Annotated in this window: 21 protein-coding genes and 1 riboswitch; of the genes, 5 read left to right on the forward strand and 16 right to left on the reverse strand. The window is 69.1% G+C overall.

The window, feature by feature from the left end; genetic code table 11:
- Nucleotides 1-22: 22 nt before the first annotated feature.
- From NBG84_RS35145 to NBG84_RS35155, 3 genes are all read right to left on the reverse strand, one after another.
- Nucleotides 23-808: a polyprenol monophosphomannose synthase gene (locus NBG84_RS35145; protein ID WP_250923752.1), complete on the reverse strand. Its 786-nt coding sequence runs from the start codon at nt 806-808 to the stop codon at nt 23-25.
- A gap of 598 nt (nt 809-1,406) precedes the next feature.
- Nucleotides 1,407-3,047, reverse strand: coding sequence for an amidohydrolase (locus tag NBG84_RS35150; RefSeq protein ID WP_250923753.1), 1,641 nt, complete (start codon nt 3,045-3,047; stop codon nt 1,407-1,409).
- A gap of 20 nt (nt 3,048-3,067) precedes the next feature.
- Nucleotides 3,068-3,508: an Lrp/AsnC family transcriptional regulator gene (locus NBG84_RS35155; protein WP_250923754.1), complete on the reverse strand. Its 441-nt coding sequence runs from the start codon at nt 3,506-3,508 to the stop codon at nt 3,068-3,070.
- A 202-nt stretch (nt 3,509-3,710) separates the two neighbouring features.
- Here NBG84_RS35155 and NBG84_RS35160 point away from each other — a divergent pair, with 202 nt between their 5' ends.
- The gene (locus tag NBG84_RS35160; RefSeq protein WP_250923755.1) at nt 3,711-4,118 is read left to right on the forward strand and encodes a hypothetical protein; all 408 of its coding nucleotides are present in this window, start codon (nt 3,711-3,713) and stop codon (nt 4,116-4,118) included.
- A gap of 439 nt (nt 4,119-4,557) precedes the next feature.
- On the opposite strand, the gene NBG84_RS35165 is transcribed toward NBG84_RS35160, so the two are convergent.
- The 3 genes from NBG84_RS35165 to NBG84_RS35175 all read right to left on the reverse strand — a co-directional run bounded on the left by NBG84_RS35165 (nt 4,558) and on the right by NBG84_RS35175 (nt 8,322).
- The gene (locus NBG84_RS35165) at nt 4,558-5,730 is read right to left on the reverse strand and encodes an acyl-CoA dehydrogenase family protein (RefSeq protein WP_250923756.1); all 1,173 of its coding nucleotides are present in this window, start codon (nt 5,728-5,730) and stop codon (nt 4,558-4,560) included.
- A gap of 326 nt (nt 5,731-6,056) precedes the next feature.
- Entirely contained in the window at nt 6,057-6,728 is a 672-nt protein-coding gene (locus tag NBG84_RS35170) for a hypothetical protein (protein WP_250923757.1), read from the reverse strand.
- A 919-nt stretch (nt 6,729-7,647) separates the two neighbouring features.
- Nucleotides 7,648-8,322: a TetR/AcrR family transcriptional regulator gene (locus NBG84_RS35175; protein WP_250923758.1), complete on the reverse strand. Its 675-nt coding sequence runs from the start codon at nt 8,320-8,322 to the stop codon at nt 7,648-7,650.
- 134 nt (nt 8,323-8,456) lie between these two features.
- On the opposite strand from NBG84_RS35175, the gene NBG84_RS35180 reads away from it, so the two are divergent.
- Nucleotides 8,457-9,329: a GNAT family N-acetyltransferase gene (locus tag NBG84_RS35180; RefSeq protein ID WP_250923759.1), complete on the forward strand. Its 873-nt coding sequence runs from the start codon at nt 8,457-8,459 to the stop codon at nt 9,327-9,329.
- A gap of 45 nt (nt 9,330-9,374) precedes the next feature.
- Here NBG84_RS35180 and NBG84_RS35185 read toward each other — a convergent pair whose 3' ends face one another.
- The gene (locus NBG84_RS35185; protein WP_250923760.1) at nt 9,375-9,515 is read right to left on the reverse strand and encodes an SCO1431 family membrane protein; all 141 of its coding nucleotides are present in this window, start codon (nt 9,513-9,515) and stop codon (nt 9,375-9,377) included.
- Between the two features lie 144 nt (nt 9,516-9,659).
- A complete protein-coding gene (locus tag NBG84_RS35190; RefSeq protein WP_250923761.1) occupies nt 9,660-11,036 on the reverse strand; it encodes a peptidase C39 family protein in 1,377 nt (458 codons plus the stop codon).
- Nucleotides 11,037-11,197: 161 nt separating this feature from the next.
- Between NBG84_RS35190 and NBG84_RS35195 the strand changes: the two genes are divergently transcribed.
- Together NBG84_RS35195 and NBG84_RS35200 are read left to right on the forward strand one after the other, a co-directional pair.
- The gene (locus NBG84_RS35195; protein WP_250923762.1) at nt 11,198-11,827 is read left to right on the forward strand and encodes a uridine kinase family protein; all 630 of its coding nucleotides are present in this window, start codon (nt 11,198-11,200) and stop codon (nt 11,825-11,827) included.
- A 370-nt stretch (nt 11,828-12,197) separates the two neighbouring features.
- A complete protein-coding gene (locus NBG84_RS35200; protein WP_250923763.1) occupies nt 12,198-14,111 on the forward strand; it encodes an AAA family ATPase in 1,914 nt (637 codons plus the stop codon).
- 135 nt (nt 14,112-14,246) lie between these two features.
- On the opposite strand, the gene NBG84_RS35205 is transcribed toward NBG84_RS35200, so the two are convergent.
- From NBG84_RS35205 to ribD, 8 genes are all read right to left on the reverse strand, one after another.
- Nucleotides 14,247-14,705 carry a PH domain-containing protein gene (locus NBG84_RS35205; RefSeq protein WP_250923764.1) on the reverse strand — a complete coding sequence of 153 codons (459 nt, stop codon included), beginning with the start codon at nt 14,703-14,705 and terminating at the stop codon, nt 14,247-14,249.
- Between the two features lie 15 nt (nt 14,706-14,720).
- A complete protein-coding gene (gene hisG, locus NBG84_RS35210; RefSeq protein WP_250923765.1) occupies nt 14,721-15,569 on the reverse strand; it encodes an ATP phosphoribosyltransferase in 849 nt (282 codons plus the stop codon).
- Between the two features lie 70 nt (nt 15,570-15,639).
- Nucleotides 15,640-15,912 (reverse strand): phosphoribosyl-ATP diphosphatase, encoded by a 273-nt coding sequence (locus NBG84_RS35215; RefSeq protein WP_250923766.1) that lies wholly within the window; start codon nt 15,910-15,912, stop codon nt 15,640-15,642.
- Nucleotides 15,913-15,946: 34 nt separating this feature from the next.
- The gene (ribH, locus tag NBG84_RS35220) at nt 15,947-16,432 is read right to left on the reverse strand and encodes a 6,7-dimethyl-8-ribityllumazine synthase (RefSeq protein WP_250923767.1); all 486 of its coding nucleotides are present in this window, start codon (nt 16,430-16,432) and stop codon (nt 15,947-15,949) included.
- 60 nt (nt 16,433-16,492) lie between these two features.
- Nucleotides 16,493-17,878 (reverse strand): bifunctional 3,4-dihydroxy-2-butanone-4-phosphate synthase/GTP cyclohydrolase II, encoded by a 1,386-nt coding sequence (locus NBG84_RS35225; protein ID WP_250923768.1) that lies wholly within the window; start codon nt 17,876-17,878, stop codon nt 16,493-16,495.
- Nucleotides 17,875-18,519 carry a nicotinamide mononucleotide transporter family protein gene (locus NBG84_RS35230; RefSeq protein WP_250923769.1) on the reverse strand — a complete coding sequence of 215 codons (645 nt, stop codon included), beginning with the start codon at nt 18,517-18,519 and terminating at the stop codon, nt 17,875-17,877. Before NBG84_RS35230 ends, NBG84_RS35225 begins: the two co-directional genes overlap by 4 nt.
- The gene (locus tag NBG84_RS35235) at nt 18,516-19,124 is read right to left on the reverse strand and encodes a riboflavin synthase (protein WP_250923770.1); all 609 of its coding nucleotides are present in this window, start codon (nt 19,122-19,124) and stop codon (nt 18,516-18,518) included. Before NBG84_RS35235 ends, NBG84_RS35230 begins: the two co-directional genes overlap by 4 nt.
- Nucleotide 19,125: 1 nt before the next feature.
- A complete protein-coding gene (ribD, locus tag NBG84_RS35240) occupies nt 19,126-20,211 on the reverse strand; it encodes a bifunctional diaminohydroxyphosphoribosylaminopyrimidine deaminase/5-amino-6-(5-phosphoribosylamino)uracil reductase RibD (RefSeq protein ID WP_250923801.1) in 1,086 nt (361 codons plus the stop codon).
- Nucleotides 20,212-20,367: 156 nt separating this feature from the next.
- A riboswitch (FMN riboswitch) is annotated at nt 20,368-20,498 on the reverse strand.
- 1,067 nt (nt 20,499-21,565) lie between these two features.
- On the opposite strand from ribD, the gene NBG84_RS35245 reads away from it, so the two are divergent.
- Nucleotides 21,566-23,950: an ATP-binding cassette domain-containing protein gene (locus NBG84_RS35245; protein ID WP_250923771.1), complete on the forward strand. Its 2,385-nt coding sequence runs from the start codon at nt 21,566-21,568 to the stop codon at nt 23,948-23,950.
- The last annotated feature ends 302 nt before the right edge of the window (nt 23,951-24,252 follow it).

Below are 24,252 nucleotides of genomic sequence, written 5' to 3' on the forward strand. Positions count from 1 at the left end.
CCCGGCCTCCCGGCTATCGGCCTCAGAGGGGCTTTCGGCCGCGGAGGCCGTTCGCCCGGGCTCTGACTCCCCAGCCGGCCACGCGCCACAGGGCCTCGACGGCGATCTCCCGGTTCATCTTGGAGTCACCGAGTTCCCGCTCCACAAAGGTGATCGGGACCTCCACCACGTGATAACCCGCCGCCACGGCCCGGCGCGCGAGGTCGACCTGGAAGCAGTAGCCCTGTGAGGTGACCTCGTCGAGCCCGAGGCCCTGAAGGGTTTCGGTGCGGAAGGCGCGGAAGCCGCCGGTGACATCCCGGATCGGCAGTCCCAGCAGCAGCCGGGAGTAGGTGCTGCCGCCGCGGGAGATGAACTTCCGGTACTTGGGCCAGTTGACCACTCGGCCGCCGGGCACCCAGCGCGAGCCGAGGACCAGGTCGGCGCCCTTGAGCGCGGTCAGCAGTCGGGGCAGCTCTTCCGGCTGGTGGGAGCCATCGGCGTCCATCTCGATCAGTACGCCGTAGCCGTTCTCCATGCCCCAGGCGAAGCCGGCGAGGTAGGCGGCGCCGAGACCTTCCTTGCCCTTGCGGTGCAGGACCTGCACCTGGCTGTCCGCGGCCACGATCTCATCGGCGATCTTGCCGGTGCCATCGGGGCTGTTGTCGTCGGCGATGAGGATGTCCGCGGCGGGGACAGCGGCCCGTACTCGGGAGACGATCTTCTTGACGTTCTCGGCCTCGTTGTAGGTCGGAATGATCACCAAGGATCTGCCGAGCGGCCCGTACCGCTTCCCCTGGGCTTCGCTGTCCCTAGCGCCGTCGTTCACTACTTCCCCTTTTAATGTCCGTGCACAGAGCCCCACCTTAACGAGCGCCCCGCACCGGCTCACGACGGCACGGACCTGGGGTGCAGTCATGGGGGCGGCGCTGGTTGGCGGTGCGGGTCCGGCCCCCGCGACGGGGAGGATTCACCGGTGGTCCCACGGACGGTATCGCGAGAACGGGGGGTATCGCCAAAGGTGCGGATCGGGGCCCGGCGTCCTTCGGGCCGGCCTGGGACCCGCTGGCTGCGGGTCGACCGAGAGCCGTTGTCTACTGAACACCGGACCCCATCCGGGTCGCACCTGCCGGCCGGCTGAAACCTTCCCTCGCCCCCGAGGCGCGGATGCTGGACCTGGCTCCCAGTGGCGGTGCTCCGGTGCGGCGCACTGCCCCCTGACCCAACGGCGTTCAACGACTGCGTGGAGGTCCCACCGGCCGGACGTCCTGTGGTGGACTCGGCCGAACCTACCCGCCCGTGGGCGCTCCGTGTCAACAGTCGTGCGATCTGCGCGGTTTGCCCATTTCGGCCGGGTCCATGGCGAAGATGTGCAGGTCGTGGCTAACCGTCCTGGACGCTGATCGACCGTACGAAATGTCCGTACGTCACTCGTTCGGCCGGTTGAAGACGGTCTCCCCGCTGACCACCGTCCGCAGGCACACCGGCAGTTCGCCGCCGGGGGTGAGGTCCGGCAGCCCGGGGGTGCCGGAACGGGGGTCGGTGGACCAACGCGCCACCCGGTCGTCCGGGGCCTGGACGACCAGTTCCCCGGTGCGCCACAGAGCGTAGTCAGCCGCGGCCCCGGGCACCAGGGTGCCGGCGTCGTCACGGCCGGCCGCGCGCCAGCCGCCTCGGGTGTGGGCCGTGAAGGCGGCCCGGACCGAGATGCGGTGCTCGGGCGTGCGGTGGAAGGCGGCCGCGCGGACCGTGCCCCAGGGGTCGAGCGGGGTGACGGGGCTGTCGGAGCCGAGCGCCAGCGGCACCCCGGCCCTGAGCAGGGCGGCGAACGGATTGAGCGTACGGGCGCGCTCGACGCCGAGCCGCTCGACGTACATGCCCTCCTCGCCGCCCCAGGCCGCGTCGAAGGCGGGCTGTACCGAGGCGGTCAGCCCGAACTCGGCAAAGGCGGCAATGGTCTCGGGCGTGAGCATTTCGGCGTGCTCGACGCGGTGCCGAGCGGCGCGCACCCGGTCATGGCCGAGCCTCTCGGCCGCCGCTCTCACGCCTTCGGTGACGGTGGTGAGCGCGGCGTCCCCGATGGCGTGGAATCCGGCCTGGAGCCCGGCTTCCGTACAGGCGGCGACGTGGGCGGCGACCGCGGCCACGTCCAGCTGCGCGAGGCCGGTGTGGGCGGCGTCGGCGTATGACGAGTGGAGGCAGGCGGTGTGGGAGCCGAGCGAACCGTCGACGAAGAGGTCGCCGGCCGCTCCCACCGCGCCCAGCTCCTTGATCCCCTGAGCACCCTTCGCATCCGTGATGTGCTCGGCCCAGTAGCCGACGACCCGCGGCCCGGAATGAGTCGCGGCAGACGCCAGCAGGGCGGTGAAGTCATCCTCGTCGGAGATGTCGGGGCCGGCGCACTCATGGACGGTGCCGATGCCGAGCGAGGCCGCCTGATCCAGTGCGGCACGCTGGGCCGCCGCACGCTGGGCCGGGCTGACGGCGTCATGCGCCGCGGCCCGTACCGCGTGGTGGGCCGCCGCGGTGAGCGGCTCGTCCGGACGGTATCCGGTCAGGTCGGTGACCCCCGGCACCAGGTCAAGCAGTGCGGTGGTGACCACAGCGGAGTGAACGTCGATACGGGTGAGATAGAGGGGGCGTCCGCCGCTCGCGTCGTCCAGTTCCGCACGGCTGGGATGGCGCCGCTCGGGCCAGCGTGCGGCGTCCCAGCCGTGCCCCAGCAGGACCCGGTCCGCGGGGTGGGCGGCGCTGTGCTCCCGTACGAGCACGAGGGCGTCGGCGAGGGTCCGGGCGCCGGAGAGGTCAAGGCCGGTGAGGGCGAGCCCGGTCGCCGTTGTGTGCACATGTGCGTCGGTGAACGCGGGGGTGACCAGAGCACCTTCGAGGTCGACGATCTCGTCGACGCCGTCGGCGAAGGCATCGGCGGCCCCCTCCGAGCCGACCCAGGCGATATGGCCTCGTTGGACGACCATCGCGGTGGCGAAGGGGTCGGCCGGGCTGTGGACCTCTCCCCCGCGCAGCAGGGTGGTGCGCTGTGCGCCGGGGGCGGTGGTGCTCTCGATCATGTGCCTAGCCTAGGCGTGGCTCAGACGCGCGGCGGGCGGGCCTCGTACGGAGTCGACAGGACGACCGTGGTGCGGGTGGAGACGCCGGCGAGCGAACGGATGCGGGTGAGGAGGTTCTCCAGGTCCAGGGGCGTGGCGACCCGGACCTTGAGGATGTAGTTCTCATCCCCGGCGACGCTGTGGCAGGCCTCGATCTCGGGTACGTCGGCGAGGCGTTCGGAAATGTCGTCGGGCGCGCTCGGGTCGAAGGGCTTGGCCGAGATGAACGCCGTGAGCGGTAGCCCGACCGCCTCCGGATCCACGACCGCCACATAGCCGCGGATGACTCCGCGCTGCTCCAGCCGACGCACTCGCTGATGCACCGCTGATGTGGACAGACCAGTGGCCTTGCCCAGGTCGGTGTAGCTCATACGCCCATCTTTAACGAGCAATTCAACGATCTGACGATCCAGCTCCTCCATGCGGATCAACCTAAGTCCCCAGGTCGGCTACGGCACAGTCATATGTGATCCCGGAGGGCACTTACGGCCACCATGTGACGAACGCCACACGATCGGCGAGCGCTCGGCCGTGACCGGATGGTTATGCGCCGACCCGGATGGGAAGTGCTTGCTGTGGTCGAGGCCACATGTGCCTGGTTGGCCCACCCGAGGGGGAGATCCCATGCAGAGTGTCAGGAACATCAGCCGTATCGAACCGGAGTCTCTTGCTTCGGCTGAGCCCGCCGAAGCCGATGAGCTCGACGCGTACGACACCTTTGAGATGTACCGGGTGATCTGCCCGGACTGCGCCCAGCCGATCGCGCTCCTCGCGGACGAGGACATGCTGCCGGAGCACGCGCTGTGCCCCACGCCGTGGAATCCGTTCGGGCTCACCGTGTGCAGCGGGACCGGCCGGGCCGCAGCGCAGGCGCGTCCCGCCGATGAGAGCCTTGAGGCCCAGGAGCAGGAGATGGGGCTGCTTCTGACGCTGCCTCAGGGGCTGGACTGGCGGATGCAGCCGTTCTCGCATGTGGGTGGCCCGGGCTCACGCCCCCGGCGGGTGCCCCCGATGCGCAGCCGCGCCGCCTAGCGGCCGCAGCGGCCCTGACGCCGCGCGCTCGACCCCGTACCTTCCTTGCACCATGGCGGCCGACCGGCGTGGTGCGGGAGCAGCCGACACGGGCTCTTCACCCCCGCGCGAGCGGGCGCCGCGCCGTACGGCATTCTCGACCTCGCCTGATGCGAGGCGACCGGGACACAGCGCCGCCGCCACGGGACAGACCCTTCCCGGAAACAACCTCGGCGCCCCGACTGCTCGGGCTCGGACCACGCTGCCGCCCCGCGCTGCACCACCGGAGCGTGTGGACGGATCGAAGGCCAGCGGCCCCGTGATCATCTTCGACCACTGAGCCGTCCGAGGTAAATCGTCCGATGAACCGGCTGGCACCGATCCCCCGGTGCTGCCGGTCGAGCGCCCCCGGCACGGAGCTGTCAGGGTTGCTCGACCGACCGCTACCGCCGCGCCGCGATCAGCGCGACTCAGGGCCGATCAGCTGGCGGGCGATCACCATGCGCTGGATCTGGTTGGTGCCCTCGACGATCTGCAGCACCTTGGCCTCGCGCATATAGCGCTCCACCGGGAAGTCCAGTGTGTAGCCATAGCCACCGAGCACCTGAACCGCGTCCGTGGTGACACTCATCGCCGCGTCCGTACAGAACAGCTTGGCCATGGCGGCCTGCCGGGAGAAGGGCCGTCCCTGGTCGCGGAGCCGGGCGGCAGCGAGATACAGGGCGCGCCCCGCCTCGACCCTGGTGGCCATGTCGGCGAGCAGGAAACGCAGCCCCTGGAAGTCGGCGATGGGGCGGCCGAACTGCTGACGTCCCGAGGCATAGGTGAGCGCCTCGTCTATTGCCGCCTGGGCGACACCGATGGCACAGGCGGCGATGCCGAGGCGTCCCGAGTCCAGTGCGGAGAGCGCGATGGCGAATCCCTGGCCTTCGTCGCCGATGCGACGCGTATCGGGGACCCGGACGCCGTCGAAGTTCAGTTGCGCGGTGGGCGACCCCTTCATGCCCATCTTCTTCTCGGGAACGGCAGCGCTCAGGCCCTCGGCATCACCGGGGACCAGGAAGGCGGTGATGCCTCGGGCGCCCTCTTCGCCGCTGCGGGCGAGGACGGTGTAGAAGTCGGCGATCCCCCCGTGGGTGATCCATGACTTGGTACCGGTGATCACCCAGTCACCGCCGTCCCGTACCGCCTTGGTGCGCAGGGAGGCCGCATCGGAGCCGGCAGAGGGTTCGGAGAGGCAGTAGGCACCGAGGAGGCCCCCGCCGAGCATGTCGGGCAGTAGGGCGGCCTGCTGCTTGTCGGTGCCGTAGCCGGCCAGCGCATGACAGGCCAGGGAGTGGACGCTGACGCCCAGGCCGACCGTCAGACGGGCCCCGGCAAGCTCCTCCAGGACCTGGAGGTAGACCTCGTAGGGTTGATCCCCACCGCCGTACTCACCGGCGTAGGGGAGGCCGAGCAGCCCTGACTCGGAGAGGAGCGCGAAGAGTTCGCGGGGGAAGTGCCCCGACTCCTCCTCCTCGGCTGCGTGGGGAGTGATCTCCCGCTGAACGATCTCTCGTACCAGGGCGATGAGGTCCCTGGACTCCTCAGTGGGCAGCTGACGTTCCACCGGCTGCGGGGCGCGGTCGGACATTACGGCGCTCTCCTCCCTCTTCGGGCGCTGCGGCGTTCGCGCGCGAAGGGTGTGGCGCGCGTCGCCGGTCTTGCTGCCAGACCGATGCTGCCCCTCCGGATCACGGAAAGGGCCTGATGACAGCGGTGGCGCGTTGAGTATGCCCGATCAGCGGAGTTCCGTCACTGGTGCGCTTCGGCACGTTTGCGAGCTCAGGGGACCGGATGGGGCGGTGGACGCACCGGGGTACCGCTGAAACGTCGATCCGCCGCGGTGCTGCCGGCACCGGCTCTTCACGGCGCCCCTCCCCACGGAATCCGCTGCCGCTCGGCATCAGCGTGGGGGTCTCACCCGGGTGGACTGGCGGGTGGTGGGTCCCACTGGTCGCGGTATTCGATGTGGATTTCCCGCGCATGGCCCAGGACGCCATCGCGGGAATGGAGTTCGGAGCAGTAGTGGTGGTTCGGGTGGGTGGAGCTGTGGTGGGGACCGTTCTGGGCCACATCGAGGAAATGGTGGGCGGTTTCCCTGAAGACCCTGGCACTTCCGGTCATCAACAGCGTCTCCGCGTGCAGATGTTGGTGGAAGAGATCCCGGTTGGCTCGATGGTGCCGCGCCCGATGGCCCGCGTCGGCTTCGCCGTGGGGCACCGAGGTGGGGAGCGTCATCGTCCGTGGACGCCCCGGGCCCAGCCGTCCCCGTATCTCCTTCCAACGCGATGGCCGGAACTGGAGCGAGTGGTGCAGGAGGACGAGATCGAGCTGACGCGGCCCCTCTTGGCGCGGCTCGTCGGAGGGCAACTGGTTGCCTCGGATGGGCAGATGAATCAGCGAGCGGGGCGAAGACGCGGCGAGCTTCCATAGGTCGCCGATGGATTGGGCGGCGTCCTGGTCGAGATAGGCGCCCAGATATCGATCGTGGTCGATGAGCACGGCGTGGGCCAGGGGGAGGGCTGGCCGGATGACGGTGAACTCGGTTGATCCGAGTCGTGCTTGGTGAAGGGTGATGGGTAGCTTCATCGGCTCTTCCGGAGACGGTGGCTGATGTCGACGGCAGGGGTTACCAGGGCGTTCGCAGGGGGTTCTCGCTGGAGTGGTGGGCGTTCTGGCGCGCTGGAATGACCGGCACCGCACCCGGCGGGAGGAGAGCTTCAGTAGATTGGTCCAAACCATTGACCCAATGGTCTAGTCCTCCTACCGTTTGCATCAGCGCACAATCGAGTCGGTGTCATAACGCCCGCCGGTTGCCTGCGCCTCCCCGCTCGATTCTCCCTCCCCCACGAGGAGAACCTGATGCCATCCCCATGCCGTTCGCATGCCCGCCTCAGGGCACAGCTCGTCGCCCCAAACACCGCCACCCGTGAAACAGTGCAGCTCAGACCTATGGTGACGGTAACCAGCGCAGGGCACTTCGCCATCAGCTCCGCTATCGCGCCAACGGGCACACCGTCCGCTACGCAGCCGCTCAGGAAACGCCTGACCGCCACCCTCACGGAGGCCGTCAGCCGGGTGATCAATAGCCGAGGCCATCAGAACGTGTACGGTCGCAACTATCGATCCTGGGGCATCCGCTCCCTGAGTCAGGGCGATGCCTCGCCTCCCATCGACGCGGGGAGCGCCATGCACCACCGATGCCACTCCACGCCCGGGTGGAGTGCCGCCGTTCCCGCCCCCCGCTCGCGAGGAACGGCCCGCCATCGCCGGAGGCCGGGCGGCGCCCGCCCGAGCACGCCGAGCGACGATATCCCGATCAGCGCGCCGATCCGAGCGATTTACTGAGCGGGGGCAGGCGGGAAGCGATCCGATGGCTGATGCTCCCCGACTGGCCGACGCACGGCAGGGTCCGACCCTCCGCCCGCCGTCAACCGGACGTCGGCCTACCCGCTCGCCGCACCCGAGATCGCCACTGCACCGGCCCACCAGCCCGCCCGGCTCCCGGCTACACCTCAGCGGAGAAGCCCTGGAGCACCGGACCACCGGCGGACGGTTCCTCAGCCGGCGGCTGGGGGCAACTCGGCTCGAACTCCTCGATGGTGGCGAGAGTGGCCCGCAGCAGCCGGGTCAGCAACGCGCCGACCGCCTCCCGGTCCGGCACCTGGTCGCCAATCCACTCCAGGGCGATCAACTCCACGGCACTGAGCCAGCCGAGCAGCGCGAGCCGGGCCAGCGGCGGTATCTCGCGCCTGCCGTACGCGCCTTCGGCGATGGTGGCAACCAACTCGGCGCGCACCACCTCGCGTATCGACTGCACATCCGTGTCGAACCCCACGCCACCCGTGACGATGGTCCGAAAGGCAGCCTCGTTGTGCTGGGCATACCGCAGATATCCATCCACCGTGCGGCGAACCCGCTGGGCCCTCGGCAGTTCGGTGTGCCCCGCGGCGCGCGTCACCAGATCGGCCACCGAGTCCTCGATGATCGCGAGGTAGTACCCGCGCTTGCTGCTGAAGTAGTAGTAGATAAGCCCCTTGGCGACCCCCGCACTCCGGGCGATGTCATCCATCGACAGTGCGTCATAGGACGTATGGGCGAACAACTTCCGCCCGGTCGCTATGAGTTCAGCGCGGCGGGCCTGCGATCTTCCGCTGGTGCCACGCCGTTCACCGTTAATCATTTTGGTCCTCGCCCCGACCTGACTCAGGATTTCCGCAGTATCGCAGACCGTCTCACGACGGCATCCCGTGCGCCTCCCCTCGCGTCATACGCACTCGGAGCCCCATCCGCAGCCCTACCGAACCTGGAGAGACCTTGCCGGTACACATAACCCCGCTCACCGACCCGAGCCCGTCCGCGTCCAGCCGTCGGCTGGTCCTGCTGGCCACCGACACCTCGGGGCATCCGGTCGGATCGGCGTGTCTGCGGCTGTTCACCGCGGCCGGCCAGCGGCATCTGGTCGAGCTGGATCTCCATGTCCACCCGGCCGACCGACGCCTCGGCATCGGCACCCGGCTGCTCAAGGCCGCAGTTCAACGAGCCAAGGAGGAACACAGACGGAGTGTGATCGTCCAGGCCGACGCCGGCTCGCCCGGCGATGCCTTCCTCTCCGCACGGGGTTTTCGACGGGTACTGTCGCTGACCTTCGCCCGGTTGCCGCTGCCCGATGCCGATGCCCATGCCTTGGCGGAGACCCCACGCCCCGGCTACCGGCTGCTGTCATGGCTGGGGAGTGTCCCCGATGAGCTGGCCGAGAGCTTCGCCGCCTCGCGCAGCGCCATGGACGACATGCCGATGGACGGGACCGACTACGGCACGGTGGTCTGGGACACGGACCGGGTGCGATCCGCGGCCAAGGTGATCGAGGAACGAGGCGATCTACTCCGTACCGTCGTCGCCGTGGACGAGTCGGACGGCACCATCGCGGGATTCACCGAGCTGGTGGTTCCGGGGGATGGGCACGGTGATGCCCAGCACTACGGAACCGGGGTTCTGCCACGGCATCGCGGGAACGGCCTCGGCCGGTGGATGAAGGCGGAGTCGATCCGCCAGGCACAGCAGGCCCACCCTGGCCTCGGCGGGCTGCTCACCGACACCGCCGAGTCCAATGCGCCCATGCTGCGGATCAACGACGCGTTGGGCTACGCACCCACCCACCGGGCGTTCGAGTACCAGCTGGATCTCTGAGCGCCAGGCCTCGGACCAGGGCGGGGCCCGGGGCCAGCGGGGAGGCTAGAGCAGACCGAGCTGGGTGACCAGCATCGCCAGCACGACCACCAGGGTCCAGCCGAGGACGTGTTCCAGCACCCGGGAGCCATCATCAGGGCCACCGGTACGGGTCTGGGCGCGGGTTTCACTGACGTATGTGTTCATGGGCGTCTCGCTCGGTCGACGACAGGTGCCGTCGCCGTCGAATCAGAAGACGGGCGGACGAGCACTGGTGACGCGACCACAGTGCCAGCGCTACGGCATTCCGGGTAGAGACGCAGATCACTCCCCCAGCGGCCGCGAACGCGCTCAACGGATGCCGAGGGACGCCAGTACCTTGCGCTGCAAGGGCGTGGAGCGCTCCGGCCAGTACAGGTAGCAGACGCCTCCTGTGCCGGAAGACACTTTTCCACTGGCGTTGTACCGCTTTGTCCGAAGCCAGATGTTCTCGAACTCCCGGCGGCGGTAGACCCTGCGTACGGCCTCGTTGGTCGGTGCCGCCGGATCGTTGGCGATCACATCACCGTCGGTGGTGAACCCGACGACGGTCATCAGATGACCGGCGGTGCCGTAGCCCGCTCCCGTGAGCTCCTCCTGGACGAAGGACTGGGAGGTGATGACGGGGATTCCGACGCGAACGAGCCGCTCCGCGTCCGCCAGCGAGGAGAGCCGGGTGACCACGGCGTTCATATCGCGGTAGGTCGCCGCGTAGGCGGCGTTGAAGGGCCAGTTCCCGCAGCCGTCGTACTGGTGGTCGAAGCTGAAGCGGGCCGCATGGGCGACCTGGGGATCGGAGAAGTCGGGATCGACCCAGTCCAGCTGCTGCGGGGAGGCTCGACGCCCCCAGTACTCGATGATCATCTGCGATGACGTGGGGCTGCACCAGGCCTCGCCGCCGTTGTCGTATTCGGGGTACCGACCGATATGGGTGTTCTGCGAGTAGCGCGGCACATCCAGCTCCCGGGCGTACCTGGGCTCCGCGGCGGGCACGGTGAAGCGATCGGGCAGGGCAGAGGCCATCGCGCCGAGCCGCCAGACCGTGGGGGTGAGCCGGGTGCCGGGGCGACGGTAGAGAGTGAGCCTGAGCTGATAGGCGTCAATACGTGGCCCGCTCGCCGTGTCGTCGATGGCCAAGGTGTCGGTCCAGACCGAGGACCTGCCATCGCTCTGGCCGTCCACGGACGCCCTCTTGATGTCATCGTCGCCGGCCGCCCAGCGGCCCATCACCAGCCAGGGCGTGCTGGTGGAGTCCGAGTAGCCGCCACGCAGCTCGATCTGGAGCCAGGTACCCGCGGGGGTGTCCGCGTTCCAGGAGGCGATCACCTCGGTCGCGGGCACCCGGGGGCGGTGCGGGGGTGAGGTCCAGGTGGCGTACTCCCACGTGGCGGTCCGACCCGTGTGGGGGTCGGTGTGGTCCACGCTTCCACGGGGGCGGGCGATGCCCACCCCGGGTCGGGGACCGGCCACGGTCCGGATGCCAGCCGCCGAACCACCGCGCCAGTCGGTGGCGGAGGCCCAGAATCGGTTGTCCACATCACGAGGCTTCCCACGGCGCTCCACACCCTCCCCCTCAGGGGTCGACAGCATCGGTCGGGCCAGGGCGGACGAGGCGGACAGCGTGCCGGCGCCCGCTGCCACCGCTACCGCGGCGCTCAGGACGGTTCGGCGCGAGGTGCCTGTGGCCATGGGTCCCCCAGGTCGACTACGTGGCTTGCGCATGGGCTGTACCGAGGCCCACTATCGCCGGTCGCGACCGAGGATTTCCAGCATCCGAACCCCGCGCCCCGGCACCAGTACCGGTCTGGTCGACCGGTATGACCTGCGAGGGCAGGCCGTAGGGTGGTCGGGTGGAAGATCTCGACCGACTGGGCACAGGACTGCGCGCCCTGCCGCCCTCCTGCGGGCCGATGCGGCTGATCGGCGTCGACGGGCACGCCGGGTCGGGCAAGAGCACCTTCGCCGCCCGACTGGCAGCGGCACTCGGGACGGACTCCGAGCCGGTACCGGTGCTTCATCTGGATGACCTCGCCAGCCATCGGGAGCTCTTCGGCTGGACGGACCGGATGATCACGCAGGTGATTCGACCGCTGTCCGAGGGGCGCCCGGCGCACTACCGCCCCTACGACTGGGACGCGCGCCATTTCGGCCGACCCCGCCGGCTGGCTACCGCCCCCGTCATCCTGATCGAAGGGGTGGGGGCCGGTCGGCTCGCGCTGCGGCCCTGGTTGGCGGGACTGCTCTGGATGGAGCGGGACGCGGCGGACTCATGGCGACGGGGCCGCGAGCGGGACGGAGACGCGCTCAGCGGCTTCTGGGACGGCTGGACGGCGGCGGAGACACGGCACTTCTCGGCCGACCCTTCGCGCCCTTTCGCCCAAGCGCTGGTGCGGGAGCGACCTGAGGGATATGAGGTACTTCCAGGACCCGCTATCACCTCAGAATTGAAACGTATCTTCACACTCTGTAATCGGAATTAATCCCCTATCGACCAGCCGGAAATCTGCCGGAAGACTGTCTGAACTCTGCTTGACCGACCAGGCGTAGAGGTCTTACGTTCTCAATGTGCGGCTTTTCAGTCGCCCAAGGACGCGAAGCCCCCGGTTGTTCCCCCGTGACCGGGGGCTTCGTTCTGCCCTTTCCCCACATCGCGTCTACCGGCCTTTTTCACCCTCGGTTACCGCGATCCGGATCACTTCACGGCAGCCTTAAGCTGGGCGACCTTGCGCAGGTACGATGCTCTGCGGTGGTGGTCAATTCCCGTCCGCGGCAAGGCGGTTCAATGCGTTTCCCGCGCCGCCCACCCGGCGGGGGACCACCGGCATCGCAGGTGCTCTTTGTGGGGGACTGATGGACATCGGCACACAGGGCGCACCGGTCCCAGCCGAGCGGGCCTGGTTGCGCGGCGTGGACGCGTACACCATGGGGGCCTACCCCCAAGCCGAGGAGGAGTTTCGCACCGCCGTGCGACTCGATCCGCAGATGGCCGACGGCTGGCTGGGGTTGCACGCGCTCCGGGTGGACACCACCACCGCGCTGCTGCGGATGTACCGGGCCCGCGACCGTTTCGGCGAACAGCGCTCCCGACACCATCGCACCCTTAACTCCTGGTACTGGCTGGGCTGGTGGGTGCAGCCGGTCCTGGAGAGCCCTCGCGATCTCCTGCTCGCCCATGCCTCCCACTGGCTCGACGGCCGCCATGTGCCGGAGCTGGATCGGGCACTCGCCGGGCTGCCCCCGATCGACGCCGACGCTCAGGTCCGGTTTCTGCACGCCTGCCGCTCCTATCTGGTCAAGGACTGGGAACAGCTCGTACGACATACCGAACCCCTGGTCAGCGATCCGCTGCTGGGGATCGAGGCCGGGCTCTTCGGCGGCATGGCCAGGGTGCGGCTGGAGATGTACCGGCAGGCCGAACCGTTGCTCGCCACCGCCTTGATGCGCTGCCGCAGTGAGCAGCCCCAGCGCAAGGAGTTGCGCTACTGGCTGGCGAGGGCCCGTGAGGGATCGGGGCGCAGTGCCGCCGCGCTACCGCTGTATCGAGCGGTGCACCGGATCGACCCGGCTTTCATGGACACCTCCGCCCGGCTCGCGGCCATCTCCGAACTCGACGGTCTCGGCAGCCTCGACGGCTTTGACGGGGTTGACGACCCCGACCCGCCGGGCGGGCTGGCCGTGTCCTTCGCCGGGTTCGGCCAGGAGACCGCTGAGGCGTCGGAAGGCGACCCCACCGCGGCGGAGACCGTCGTGGGCGCCGAGCCGGGAACCCAGCTGCCCGGTTCGGTGCCTTCCGCGCCCGTGTCCGACGCGATCCGTCAGCGCGCGGTGGTACCCCGACAGCCGGCGCCGCCGCTCTTTCCCGCGGGCCCCACCGATCCCGGCCTCTTGGCCGAGGCGCTCTCCGAGCTGGAGCGGATGGTGGGCATGGAACCGGTGAAACGGCAGGTCAAGGCGTTGTCCGCGCAGTTGGAGATGGCCCGGCTCAGGGCTGGTCAGGGGCTCCCGGTCCAGCCGCCGAAACGCCACTTCATTTTCTCCGGTCCCTCCGGTACGGGCAAGACCACGGTCGCCCGCATTCTGGGGCGGGTGTTCTACGCCCTCGGGCTGTTGGGCGGTGACCATCTGGTCGAGGCGCAGCGCTCGGACCTCGTGGGCGAGTTCCTGGGGCAGACCGCGGTCAAGGCCAATGAGCTGATCGACTCCGCGCTCGGCGGTGTGCTCTTCGTCGATGAGGCGTACAGCCTCTCCAACACGGGCTACTCCAAGGGCGACGCCTACGGCGATGAGGCACTCCAGGTGCTGCTCAAACGCGCCGAGGACAATCGCGATCATCTGGTGGTGATCCTCGCCGGCTATCCCGAGGGCATGGATCGGCTGTTGGCCACCAACCCCGGGCTGACATCGCGCTTCACCACGCGGGTCGACTTCCCTTCCTACCGTCCGCTGGAGTTGACGGCGATCGGTGAGGTGCTGGCCGCGGAGAACGGCGATATGTGGGACGAGGAGTCGGTGGACGAACTGCGCTCGATCAGCGGCCATGTCGTGGATCAGAGCTGGATCGACGAGTTGGGCAATGGCCGTTTTCTGCGCACGCTGTACGAGAAGAGCTGTGCCTACCGCGATCTGCGTCTGTCCGGCTACCCGGGCACCCCGACCCGCGATGATCTGGCCACTCTGCGGCTGCCCGATCTGATGCAGGCGTACGGGGAGGTCCTCTCCGGGCGCGGTCCGCTGCGGCGTCCCCAGGAACCCCCGCTGGGCTAGCACGTCTCCGGGGGTGCGTACGGCGTCGGGCGCGGCGGGCTGTGGCACTCGGCACGCACCCCTGCTCTCAGCGCGGTTCCACGGTGCGAGGAAACCGGGAGGGGTGGCCGAGCATCGGCCCGGCCACCCGAACGGTCAGCGCTGTTCGGCGCTGCCTCCGCGAGCATCGGCGAGCGCGCGCAGGGCGCGGGCGTCGGTGATGGCCCGTTCCCTGGCGATGCCCGGCTGGATGCCGAGGACCGGGAGGCTGCTGCCGTCGCTGAGGTCGAGGAAGACCCAGGGGTCGCCCGGGCGGAGGTTGACCCGAAGGATCTCCGCCCACTCCAGTCGACGGACGCGGGTGATGTTGACGACGGTGACGCCGTTCTCGTCGGCGACGACCTTCGGGCGGCTGAGCAGCCAGAGCCCGCCGAGGAAGAGCAGCGCGGTGAAGACGAAGCTGATGCGCTCCCCCGGGCTCAGGCGTTCCAGGGTCACGGCGATGGCGGTGATCACGATGAACATCACCGCGCCGATGGTCAGCAGGACGATACGGGTCTGCGTCGGCCGGAAGGTGACCGGGAGCGCGGGGGAGGGCGATGTGGGGGTGGGCATGGTGTCGGTGGTCCCTCAGAGCCGGCAGGCGTGGATGGCGGTGGTGAGGATGGCCCGGGCGCCGAGGTCGTAGAGATCGTCCATGGTGCGCTGGGCTTCCTTGGCGGCGACCATGGAGCGCACGGCGACCCAGCCCTCGTGGTGCAGCGGGGAGATGGTCGGGGACTCCAGGCCGGGGGTGAGGGCGACGGCCTGCTCCAGGTGCTCGACCCGGCAGTCGTAGTCCATCATCACGTAGCTCCGGGCCACCAGGACGCCCTGGAGGCGGCGGAGGAACTGCTGGACCTTCGGGTCCGTCGCGTCGGCCCCGACACGTCGGATGACCACGGCCTCGGAGGTCATGATCGGCTCCCCGATCACCTCCAGGCCGGCGTTGCGAAGCGATGTCCCGGTCTCGACCACATCGGCGATGATCTGGGCGACGCCCAGTTCGATCGCGGTCTCGACGGCCCCGTCGAGGTGGACGACGGAGGCGTCGACACCGCTGTCGGCGAGGTGCTTGGCGACGATCCCCTCGTAGGAGGTGGCGACGGTCATCCCGCCGAAGTCGGCGACGCCGTCGGCCGTGCCCGGCTTGGTGGCGTAGCGGAAGGTGGAGCGGGCGAAGCCGAGCTGGAGGATCTCCTCGGCGTTGGCACCGGAGTCAAGGAGTAGGTCGCGGCCGGTGATGCCGATGTCGAGTCGGCCTGAGCTGACGTAGATCGCGATGTCCCGCGGGCGCAGATAGAAGAACTCGACGTCGTTCTCGGGATCGACGAGTACGAGCTCTTTGGACTCCTTGCGCTGCTGGTAGCCGGCCTCATGGAGCATCGCCGACGCAGGTCCGGACAGTGAACCCTTGTTGGGGACGGCGATGCGCAGCATGAGGTCGGCTTCCTAACGTGATGTGCGGGTGAAAGGGCGGTACGAGTAAAGAACGGGCGGAGCTGTGTGCTCAGAGGTGGGCGTAGACATCGTCGAGGGAGATCCCGCGCGCGACCATCATCACCTGGACGTGGTACAGCAGCTGGGAGATCTCCTCGGCGGCGGCTTCCTTGCCCTCGTACTCGGCGGCCATCCAGACTTCGGCGGCCTCCTCGACGACCTTCTTGCCGATGGCATGGACGCCCTTGTCCAGGAGCTCGGCGGTACGGGAGGTGGCAGGGTCGCCGTTCTCCGCCTTGAGCTGGAGCTCCGCGAAGAGTTCTTCGAAGGTTTTGTTCGCCATGATGGTCTCAGGGTACGGGGTCCGAAGCGACTCCTCAGCGCCAGGGTTCGCTGACGGTGCGCAATGTGGCGGCGGTGGCGACGGCCGCGGTCACCGCCTCATGGCCCTTGTCCTCGGACGACCCTTCGATGCCCGCCCGGGCCAGTGCCTGCTCCTCGGTGTCACAGGTCAGCACCCCGAAGCCGATGGGGACTCCGGTGTCGACGGCGACCTGGGTCAGGCCCTGGGTGACGCCCTGGCACACATACTCGAAGTGCGGAGTGCCGCCGCGGATGACCACCCCGAGAGCGACGATCGCGTCATAGCCGCGGCCTGCGAGGACCTTCGCCACGACGGGAAGTTCAAAGCTCCCGGGCACCCTGAGCAGGGTGGGTTCATCGATGCCCAACTCGCCGAGGGCGCGGAGCGCGCCGTTGACGAGACCGTCCATGACCTTTTCGTGCCACTGGGCCGCGATGACCGCGACACGGAGGTCCTGACAGTTGCGTACGGACAGTTCGGGTGCGCCGTGGCCGCTCACGCTTCTCCTCGGTTGTTGGCTGGGGTGGGTTGGCTGGGGTGGGTGGTCTGCTGGGGGTGACTACTGGTTGCCGCAGGTGGGCGCGGCGGAGGTTTCGAGCCAGGGCAGATCGTGCCCCATCCGGTCGCGCTTGGTCCGCAGGTAGCGGAGGTTGTGCTCGCCCGCGTGGACGGGCATCGTTTCCCGGCCGTGCACGATCAGACCGTGCCCGATCAGGGCGGCGATCTTGTCGGGGTTGTTGGTCATCAGCCGGAGGCTGTGGACGCCGAGGTCGACCAGGATCTGGGCGCCTGCGGCGTAGTCGCGGGCGTCGGCGGGGAGCCCGAGTTCCAGGTTGGCGTCGAGGGTGTCGCGTCCGCGCTCCTGGAGTTCGTACGCCTGGAGCTTGGACATCAGGCCGATGCCGCGGCCCTCATGGCCACGGAGATAGACGACGACCCCGCGGCCGGCGCGGGTGATGTGCTCCATGGATGCCTGGAGCTGGGGGCCGCAGTCGCAGCGCAGCGAGTGGAAGACATCGCCGGTCAGGCATTCGGAGTGGACCCGCACCAGCAGGTCCTCACCGTCGCCGACCTCGCCGTGGACGAGGGCGACGTGTTCGACACCGTCGGCGAGGGAGCGATAGCCGTAGGCGGTGAACCGGCCGAAGGCGGTGGGGAGGTCCACCTCGGCCTCGCGCCTGACGGCGGGTTCGGCGGCGCGGCGGTAGGCGATCAGATCCTCGATGGAGATGATCGTCAGACCGTGCTTACGGGCGAAGGGAACCAGTTCGGGCAGTCGGAGCATCGCCCCGTCCTCGCCGGCGATCTCCACGATGGCTCCGGCCGGGCGGAGTCCGGCGAGCCGGGCGAGATCGACGGCTGCTTCGGTGTGGCCGTTGCGGACCAGGACTCCCCCGGGCCGGGCGCGCAGCGGGAAGACATGGCCGGGGCGGACGAAGTCATCCGGCTCGGCGGTGCCGCTCGCCAGCAGTTGGAGGGTGGTGGCACGGTCGGCGGCGGAGATTCCGGTGCTGATGCCATAGGTGGGGGCGGCGTCGACGGAGACGGTGAAGGCGGTCTGGAGGGACTCGGTGTTCCGCTCGACCATCTGGGGAAGTTCGAGTCGGTCCAGTTCGTCGCTCTCCATGGGTGCGCAGATCAGCCCGCGGCACTCGCTCATCATAAAGGCGATGATCTCGGGGGTGGCCTTCTCCGCGGCGATGACGAGATCGCCTTCGTTCTCCCGGTCCTCGTCGTCGACGACGACGATGGGCCGGCCGGCCGCGATATCGCGGATGGCCTGTTCGACGGAGTCGAGGGCGAGGTCGTCCCCGGCGTCGAGGGGGTACCAGCTGGGGGTTGTCGGCAGCGGACCGGCGGCACCATCGGCCACCTCGGGCGCGTCCCGCGGGGTCCCTCGTGGAGTGGGTTGGGGAGATGGGACGGGGAGCGGATGGGAGGTCATGCCGGGGCTCCTTCCAGAACCGGGGTACGAGAGCGCAGCCACCACTCGCGCAGCCCCCACAGGACCAGCGCGAAGTAGACGACGTAGACCAGGCCGGAGAAGGCGAGGCCGCTGCTGAAGGCGAGCGGCACACCGACCAGGTCGACAAGCAGCCAGGCGAACCAGAACTCGATCAGACCGCGGGCTTGCGCGATCATCGCGATCAGGGTGCCGACGAAGATGTAGGCGTCGGCCCAGGGGCTCCAGGACAGTGCGGGGTAGAGGGTGAAGAGCCCGCCCACCGCGAGCGTCCCGACGACGGCGCCCCCGGCGAGGAAGCCGCGCTCCTTCCAGGTGGCGAAGCGAACGGCGATGGAGCCGTCCGGTGCGCCGTGTCGACCCCGGGTCCACTGCTGCCAGCCCCAGAGCGCGACCAGGATGACCAGGAACTGCTTTCCCACTCCCCCGGCCAGCTGGGCGGAGGCGTAGGCGGTGACCAGAATGGCACCGGACAGGAGTTGGGTGGGCCACGTCCAGATCGAGCGCCGCCAGCCGAGGGCGAGAGCGAGAAGACCCATGAGGTTGCCGATCATGTCGGACCAGATGATGGTCTGTCCGAAGGCGGTGAAGGCCTCGGCGTTCAACCAGGACAGTGCGTTCATCGGGCCGTGTCTCCGGTGTGCGCGCCCAGGAGCCGCTCGACGTACTTGGCGATGACGTCGACCTCGAGGTTGACCGGGTCACCGGGCTGTTTCACACCGAGTGTGGTCAGGGCGAGGGTGGTCGGAATCAGACTGACCGTGAAGTAGTCGGGGCCGGCGTCCACCACGGTGAGGCTGACACCGTCGACGGTGATGGAGCCCTTCTCCACGACATAGCGGGCCAAGCCCGCGGGGAGGGAGACCTTCACGACCTCCCAGTGCTCCGACGGGGTGCGTTCGACGACCGTGCCGACTCCGTCGACATGGCCCTGCACGATGTGCCCGCCGAGGCGTCCGCCGAGGGCCATGGGGCGCTCCAGGTTGATGCGGGAGCCCTCGGTCAGGGCGCCGAGGCTGGAGCGTTTGAGGGTTTCGGCCATGACGTCGGCGGTGAACTCGCCGTCCTGTGTCTCCACCACGGTGAGGCAGACGCCGTTGACGGCGATGGAGTCGCCGTGTCGTGCGCCGTCGGTGACCAGGGGTCCGCGCAGTCGGAAGCGGGAGGAGTCGCCGAGGTTCTCGACGGCGGTGACCTCACCCAGTTCTTCAACGATTCCGGTGAACACTTCAGCGCTCCTTGGGGGCGGTCGAGGGGATGGCGGTGATCCGGAGATCGGGTCCGATGCGTACGGTCTCGGTCATGTCGAGCCGCAACGCTTCGCCGATCGTGGAGATTCCTGCGTCGGCGAGGGCCGTGGGCCCCGCGCCGAGGAGTACGGGGGCGAGGTAGCCGATGACCTTGTCGATCGCGCCGAGCGCGGCGAAGGCTCCGGCCAGGGTGGGGCCGCCTTCGAGCAGTACGGAGCGGACCCCGCGCTGCTGGAGGGCGTCCAGGAGCGCCGGTAGGGATACGCCTCGTTCGCCCCTCGGGAGCCGGATGGCCTCGGGAAGGACCGGGTGGACATCGTCGGCGACCGCGATCAGGGTGGGGGCCGCATCGTCCAGGACCCGGGCGCCGGGCCGCACGGCGGTGCCTTCGGTGTCGATGACGACGCGCAGCGGCTGTACCGCGCCCGGAATCCCGCGCACGGCGAGATGGGGGTCGTCGGCGCGGGCCGTACCTGATCCGACGACCACCGCGTCGCACTCGGCGCGCAGCCGGTGGACATCAGCGCGGGACTCGGGCGAGGTGATCCAGCGGCTGCTGCGGTCCAGGGCCGCGATCCGGCCGTCGAGGGTGGCGGCGTACTTCCAGCTCACATGCGGGCGGCCGAGGCGTACGGAGGTGAGCCAGGCGGTGTTGCCGGCTTCGGCCTCGGCGCCGAGGAGGCCGTGCTCCACCCGCACGCCGGCGGCCCGCAGGGTGTCGGCGCCCCCGGTGGCCTGTGGGGTGGGGTCGCTGACCGCATGGACAACGCGCTGGACGCCGGCCTCGATCAACGCCTGGGCACAGGGGCCGGTGCGGCCGGTGTGGTTACAGGGTTCGAGTGTGACGTACGCGGTGGCACCGCGGGCCCGGCCAGCCGCCGCCCGTAGGGCGTTGACCTCGGCGTGCGGGCCGCCCGCTCGCTGGTGATGGCCTTCGCCAACGGTCCTGCCCGAGGCGTCCGTGATGACGCATCCGACGACCGGGTTGGGGCTGGTGGAGCCGAGCCCGCGGGCGGCGAGGGCGATCGCGCGCCGCATGGCGGTGATGTCGGCCGTGGTGGCCACCGGGTCCTCCTGCCTTTCGGGCATGGACTCCGGGGCCTGTCGATGACGACAGAGAACGGGACGCCGGGCTCTGGACCGCGCCGAACCGCCAGTTACACCGACCGCCCACGCGGGCGATCAGCTGATGACGGCCTGCGGACCGGAATGGGCCACCCGCCGCGCACTGCCTCCCATCCGGACTTTAACCGTCGGTCCAGGAATTTCACCTGGTCAACCGGCCACTGGCAGTGGACGGGTCGCGGACTATAACCGCCGGTTCGGAATTTCACCGACCCCGGAGTGCGCTTGCTGCTGATACAAGGCCAGTGTGCCATGAGGCCCCATGGGCCAGACAAGTGAGGGAATGTGGAGTGACTCACAGCGACCTCTTGACAACCCGATAGCGGTAGCCAATCCTCCGCTTAACCCGGGTTGCCACAGCTTGCCCCGGCCTATTGACCCCTCTGGTCTAGTCCATTTAATGTCTGCGGCATCTCCGCGCGCGCGGGGTGTGGACGCCCGGCGGCGGAGTCCCGGCCCTTGCCGCCGTCGGGCTTCCATGACTTCCGGCCTCCCACCCTCGCCCGGACGCGGGAAACCACCTCGACCGTCGGACCACGGGTACGGGCACGATCTTGGTGACGGGGGCAGGAGCACGGACACACAGGGCGGCTTCGGAGCGGCCATACAGCGGAGAACACGCCACGCGCCACCGGACGACAGCCCGCTGTTGACTCCGTCGCCCCCGGGGCCGGACCGCGCGGTTTCCGCGGTGGGCGCCGTCGAGCACGGTGACCCCAGCCCGCGCGGCCGGGAATGAGCGGGAACCGCGAAGCCCCTGGGAGCCACCACCCGGAGCCCCCGTCCGCACCACCCCTCCTGGACCGGGAGGCTCAACCACCGAGGTGTCGGCTACCGATGGCGAACCCATCGGCCAGCTGGCGAAGCCGGACGCCCAGCATCTCCACTTTGGCGAGTATTCGATGCCCCTACCGGGTGCGCCGAGATCGGCTTCGCGGTCGACCAGGCGTGACCGGGCCCCCTCGGCGGCAGTTCGCCCAGGCGGTCGGTGTGCGGTACAGCAACGCTGGGGGCCGGCCAACTGGGGCGGAGGCACCCTGCGGGGCGTGCGACGCGGAACAGCCGGCGTAGGAGCCGGAACGGCAGGCCGAACCGGTCAGGAATCGAGAAGCACGGTCCCGGAGCGGCCCCTAGCCTGGCTCCCGGAGACAGCGGACCGTTGCGGCGACCGGACCGACGAACCAGACGTATCGCGGGAACCAGACGTACTACTCAAAGCTGGTTAGATCGAACTGGGCGACGCCGACGGAGACCGCACAGGTGACCCCGCCTCACAGATGGAGACACGATCAGCATGGCCAAGAGGACGGAGCGGCAGTCGCCTGCGCCGCACATCGCCGACAACCACGACCTGATCCGCGTGCACGGCGCCCGGGTGAACAACCTCAAGGACGTCAGCATCGAGATCCCGAAGCGCCGGCTGACCGTCTTCACCGGTGTCTCCGGCTCGGGCAAGAGCTCGCTGGTGTTCAACACGATCGCCGCCGAGTCACAGCGGCTGATCAACGAGACCTACAGCAGCTTCGTACAGGGCTTCATGCCGACGCTGGCGCGGCCGGAGGTCGATGTACTCGACGGGCTGACCACCGCGATCATCGTCGACCAGCAGCGGATGGGCGCCGACCCCCGCTCCACGGTCGGCACCGCCACCGACGCCAACGCGATGCTGCGCATCCTCTTCAGCCGACTCGGTAAGCCGCACATCGGCTCGCCCAGCGCCTACGCCTTCAATGTCGCCTCGGTGCGGGCGAGCGGTGCGATCACCGTCGAGCGAGGCGCCAAGAGGACGGTGAAGGCCACTTTCAACCGCACCGGCGGCATGTGTCCGCGGTGCGAGGGCCGGGGCGCGGTCTCCGATATCGACCTCACCCAGCTCTACGACGATTCCAAGTCGATCGCCGAGGGCGCGTTCACCATCCCCGGCTGGAAGTCGGACAGCTGGTGGACCGTGCGGACCTATGCCGAGTCCGGCTTCCTCGACCCGAACAAGCCGATCGCCCAGTTCACCAGGAAGGAGATGCGGGACTTCCTCCACCACGAGCCGATCAAGGTGAAGGTCGAGGGCGTGAACCTCACCTATGAGGGGCTGATCCCCAAGATCCAGAAGTCGTTCCTCTCCAAGGACCGGGAGGCGATGCAGCCGCACATCAGGGAGTTCGTGGACCGGGCGGTCACCTTCACCACCTGCCCCGACTGCGCAGGAACCCGACTCAGCGAGGCCGCCCGATCGTCGAAGATCAAGAGGAAGTCCATCGCCGACGCCTGCGCCATGGAGATCAGGGACCTGGCCGAATGGGTCCGTGGCCTGCGCGAACCCCCGGTGGCACCGCTGCTCACCGCGCTCCAGGACACCCTCGACTCCTTTGTGGAGATCGGCCTCGGCTACCTCTCGCTCGACCGGTCATCGGGCACCCTGTCGGGCGGCGAGGCGCAGCGCGTCAAGATGATCCGCCATCTCGGCTCCTCGCTCACCGATGTCACCTATGTCTTCGACGAACCCACCGTCGGTCTGCACCCCCATGACATCCAGCGGATGAACGACCTGCTGCTGCGGCTGCGGAACAAGGGCAACACCGTGCTCGTCGTGGAGCACAAACCGGAGACGATCGCCATCGCCGACCATGTCGTCGACCTCGGTCCCGGCGCCGGTACGGCGGGCGGCACCGTCTGCTTCGAGGGCACCGTGGAGGGACTGCGGGTGGCCGGCACCATCACCGGCCGGCATTTCGATGACCGGGCCACCCTCAAGGAGACGGTGCGCAAACCCACCGGCGCCCTGGAGATCCGCGGTGCGACCACGCACAACCTGCGCGATGTCGACGTCGATGTCCCCCTCGGGGTGCTCACCGTGGTCACCGGTGTCGCGGGCTCCGGCAAGAGCTCGCTCGTACACGGGTCCATCCCCGCCGGCGAGGATGTGGTGTCGATCGACCAGGGCGCGATCCGCGGCTCCAGGCGGAGCAACCCGGCGACCTACACCGGGCTGCTCGATCCGATCCGCAAGGCATTCGCCAAGGCCAACGGTGTGAAGCCGGCGTTGTTCAGCGCCAACTCGGAGGGTGCCTGCCCCAACTGCAACGGCGCCGGCGTCATTTACACCGACCTGGCGATGATGGCCGGCGTCGCCACCGTCTGCGAGGAGTGCGAGGGGAAACGGTTCCAGGCGTCGGTACTGGAGTACCACCTCGGTGGCCGCGACATCAGCGAGGTGCTCGCGATGTCGGTGACGGAGGCGGAGGAGTTCTTCGGTGCCGGTGAGGCCCACACACCCGCCGCGCACCGCGTTCTCGACCGACTCGCCGACGTCGGACTCGGCTACCTCAGCCTCGGCCAGCCGCTCACCACGCTGTCCGGAGGCGAGCGCCAGCGCCTCAAACTGGCCACCCATATGGCCGGCAAGGGCGGTGTCTACGTCCTCGACGAGCCGACCACCGGCCTCCATCTCGCTGATGTGGAGCAGTTGCTCGGTCTGCTCGACCGGCTTGTTGACTCCGGCAAATCGGTCATCGTCGTCGAACACCACCAGGCGGTCATGGCGCACGCGGACTGGATCATCGATCTCGGCCCCGGCGCCGGTCATGACGGTGGTCAGATCGTCTTCGAGGGCACACCCGCCGACCTCGTCGCCGCCCGCTCCACCCTCACCGGTGAGCATCTCGCGGAGTACGTCGGCACCTGACCGATGCGCTCTCGTCTCTCGTCAGACCTTCCCACCCGCTGTTCTCACTCATCCCACTCGGCTGGTAGCGGTACCTGTTCGAGGAGGGCGGGCAGGCAGCGCTCTCCCCCCTGGGGAAAGTGCCCATGCGTTGCGGCCGTGATCGCGGCGCATACGCACCTCGCGGTCGTTCGTCGTTGCCCGGGGCGCCGCTCAAAGCTGCGAGCAGTGCGTCTTGGCTCGTCCTCGGTCGGCTCCGGTTCCGGGGTGCCGCCGACGGTCCCGTCGCCGGCATCGGACGCGGCGGGAACGCTGTGGGAAAC

Origin of the sequence: Streptomyces albipurpureus (assembly GCF_023701525.1) — a bacterium.
Classification (GTDB): domain Bacteria; phylum Actinomycetota; class Actinomycetes; order Streptomycetales; family Streptomycetaceae; genus Streptomyces; species Streptomyces albipurpureus.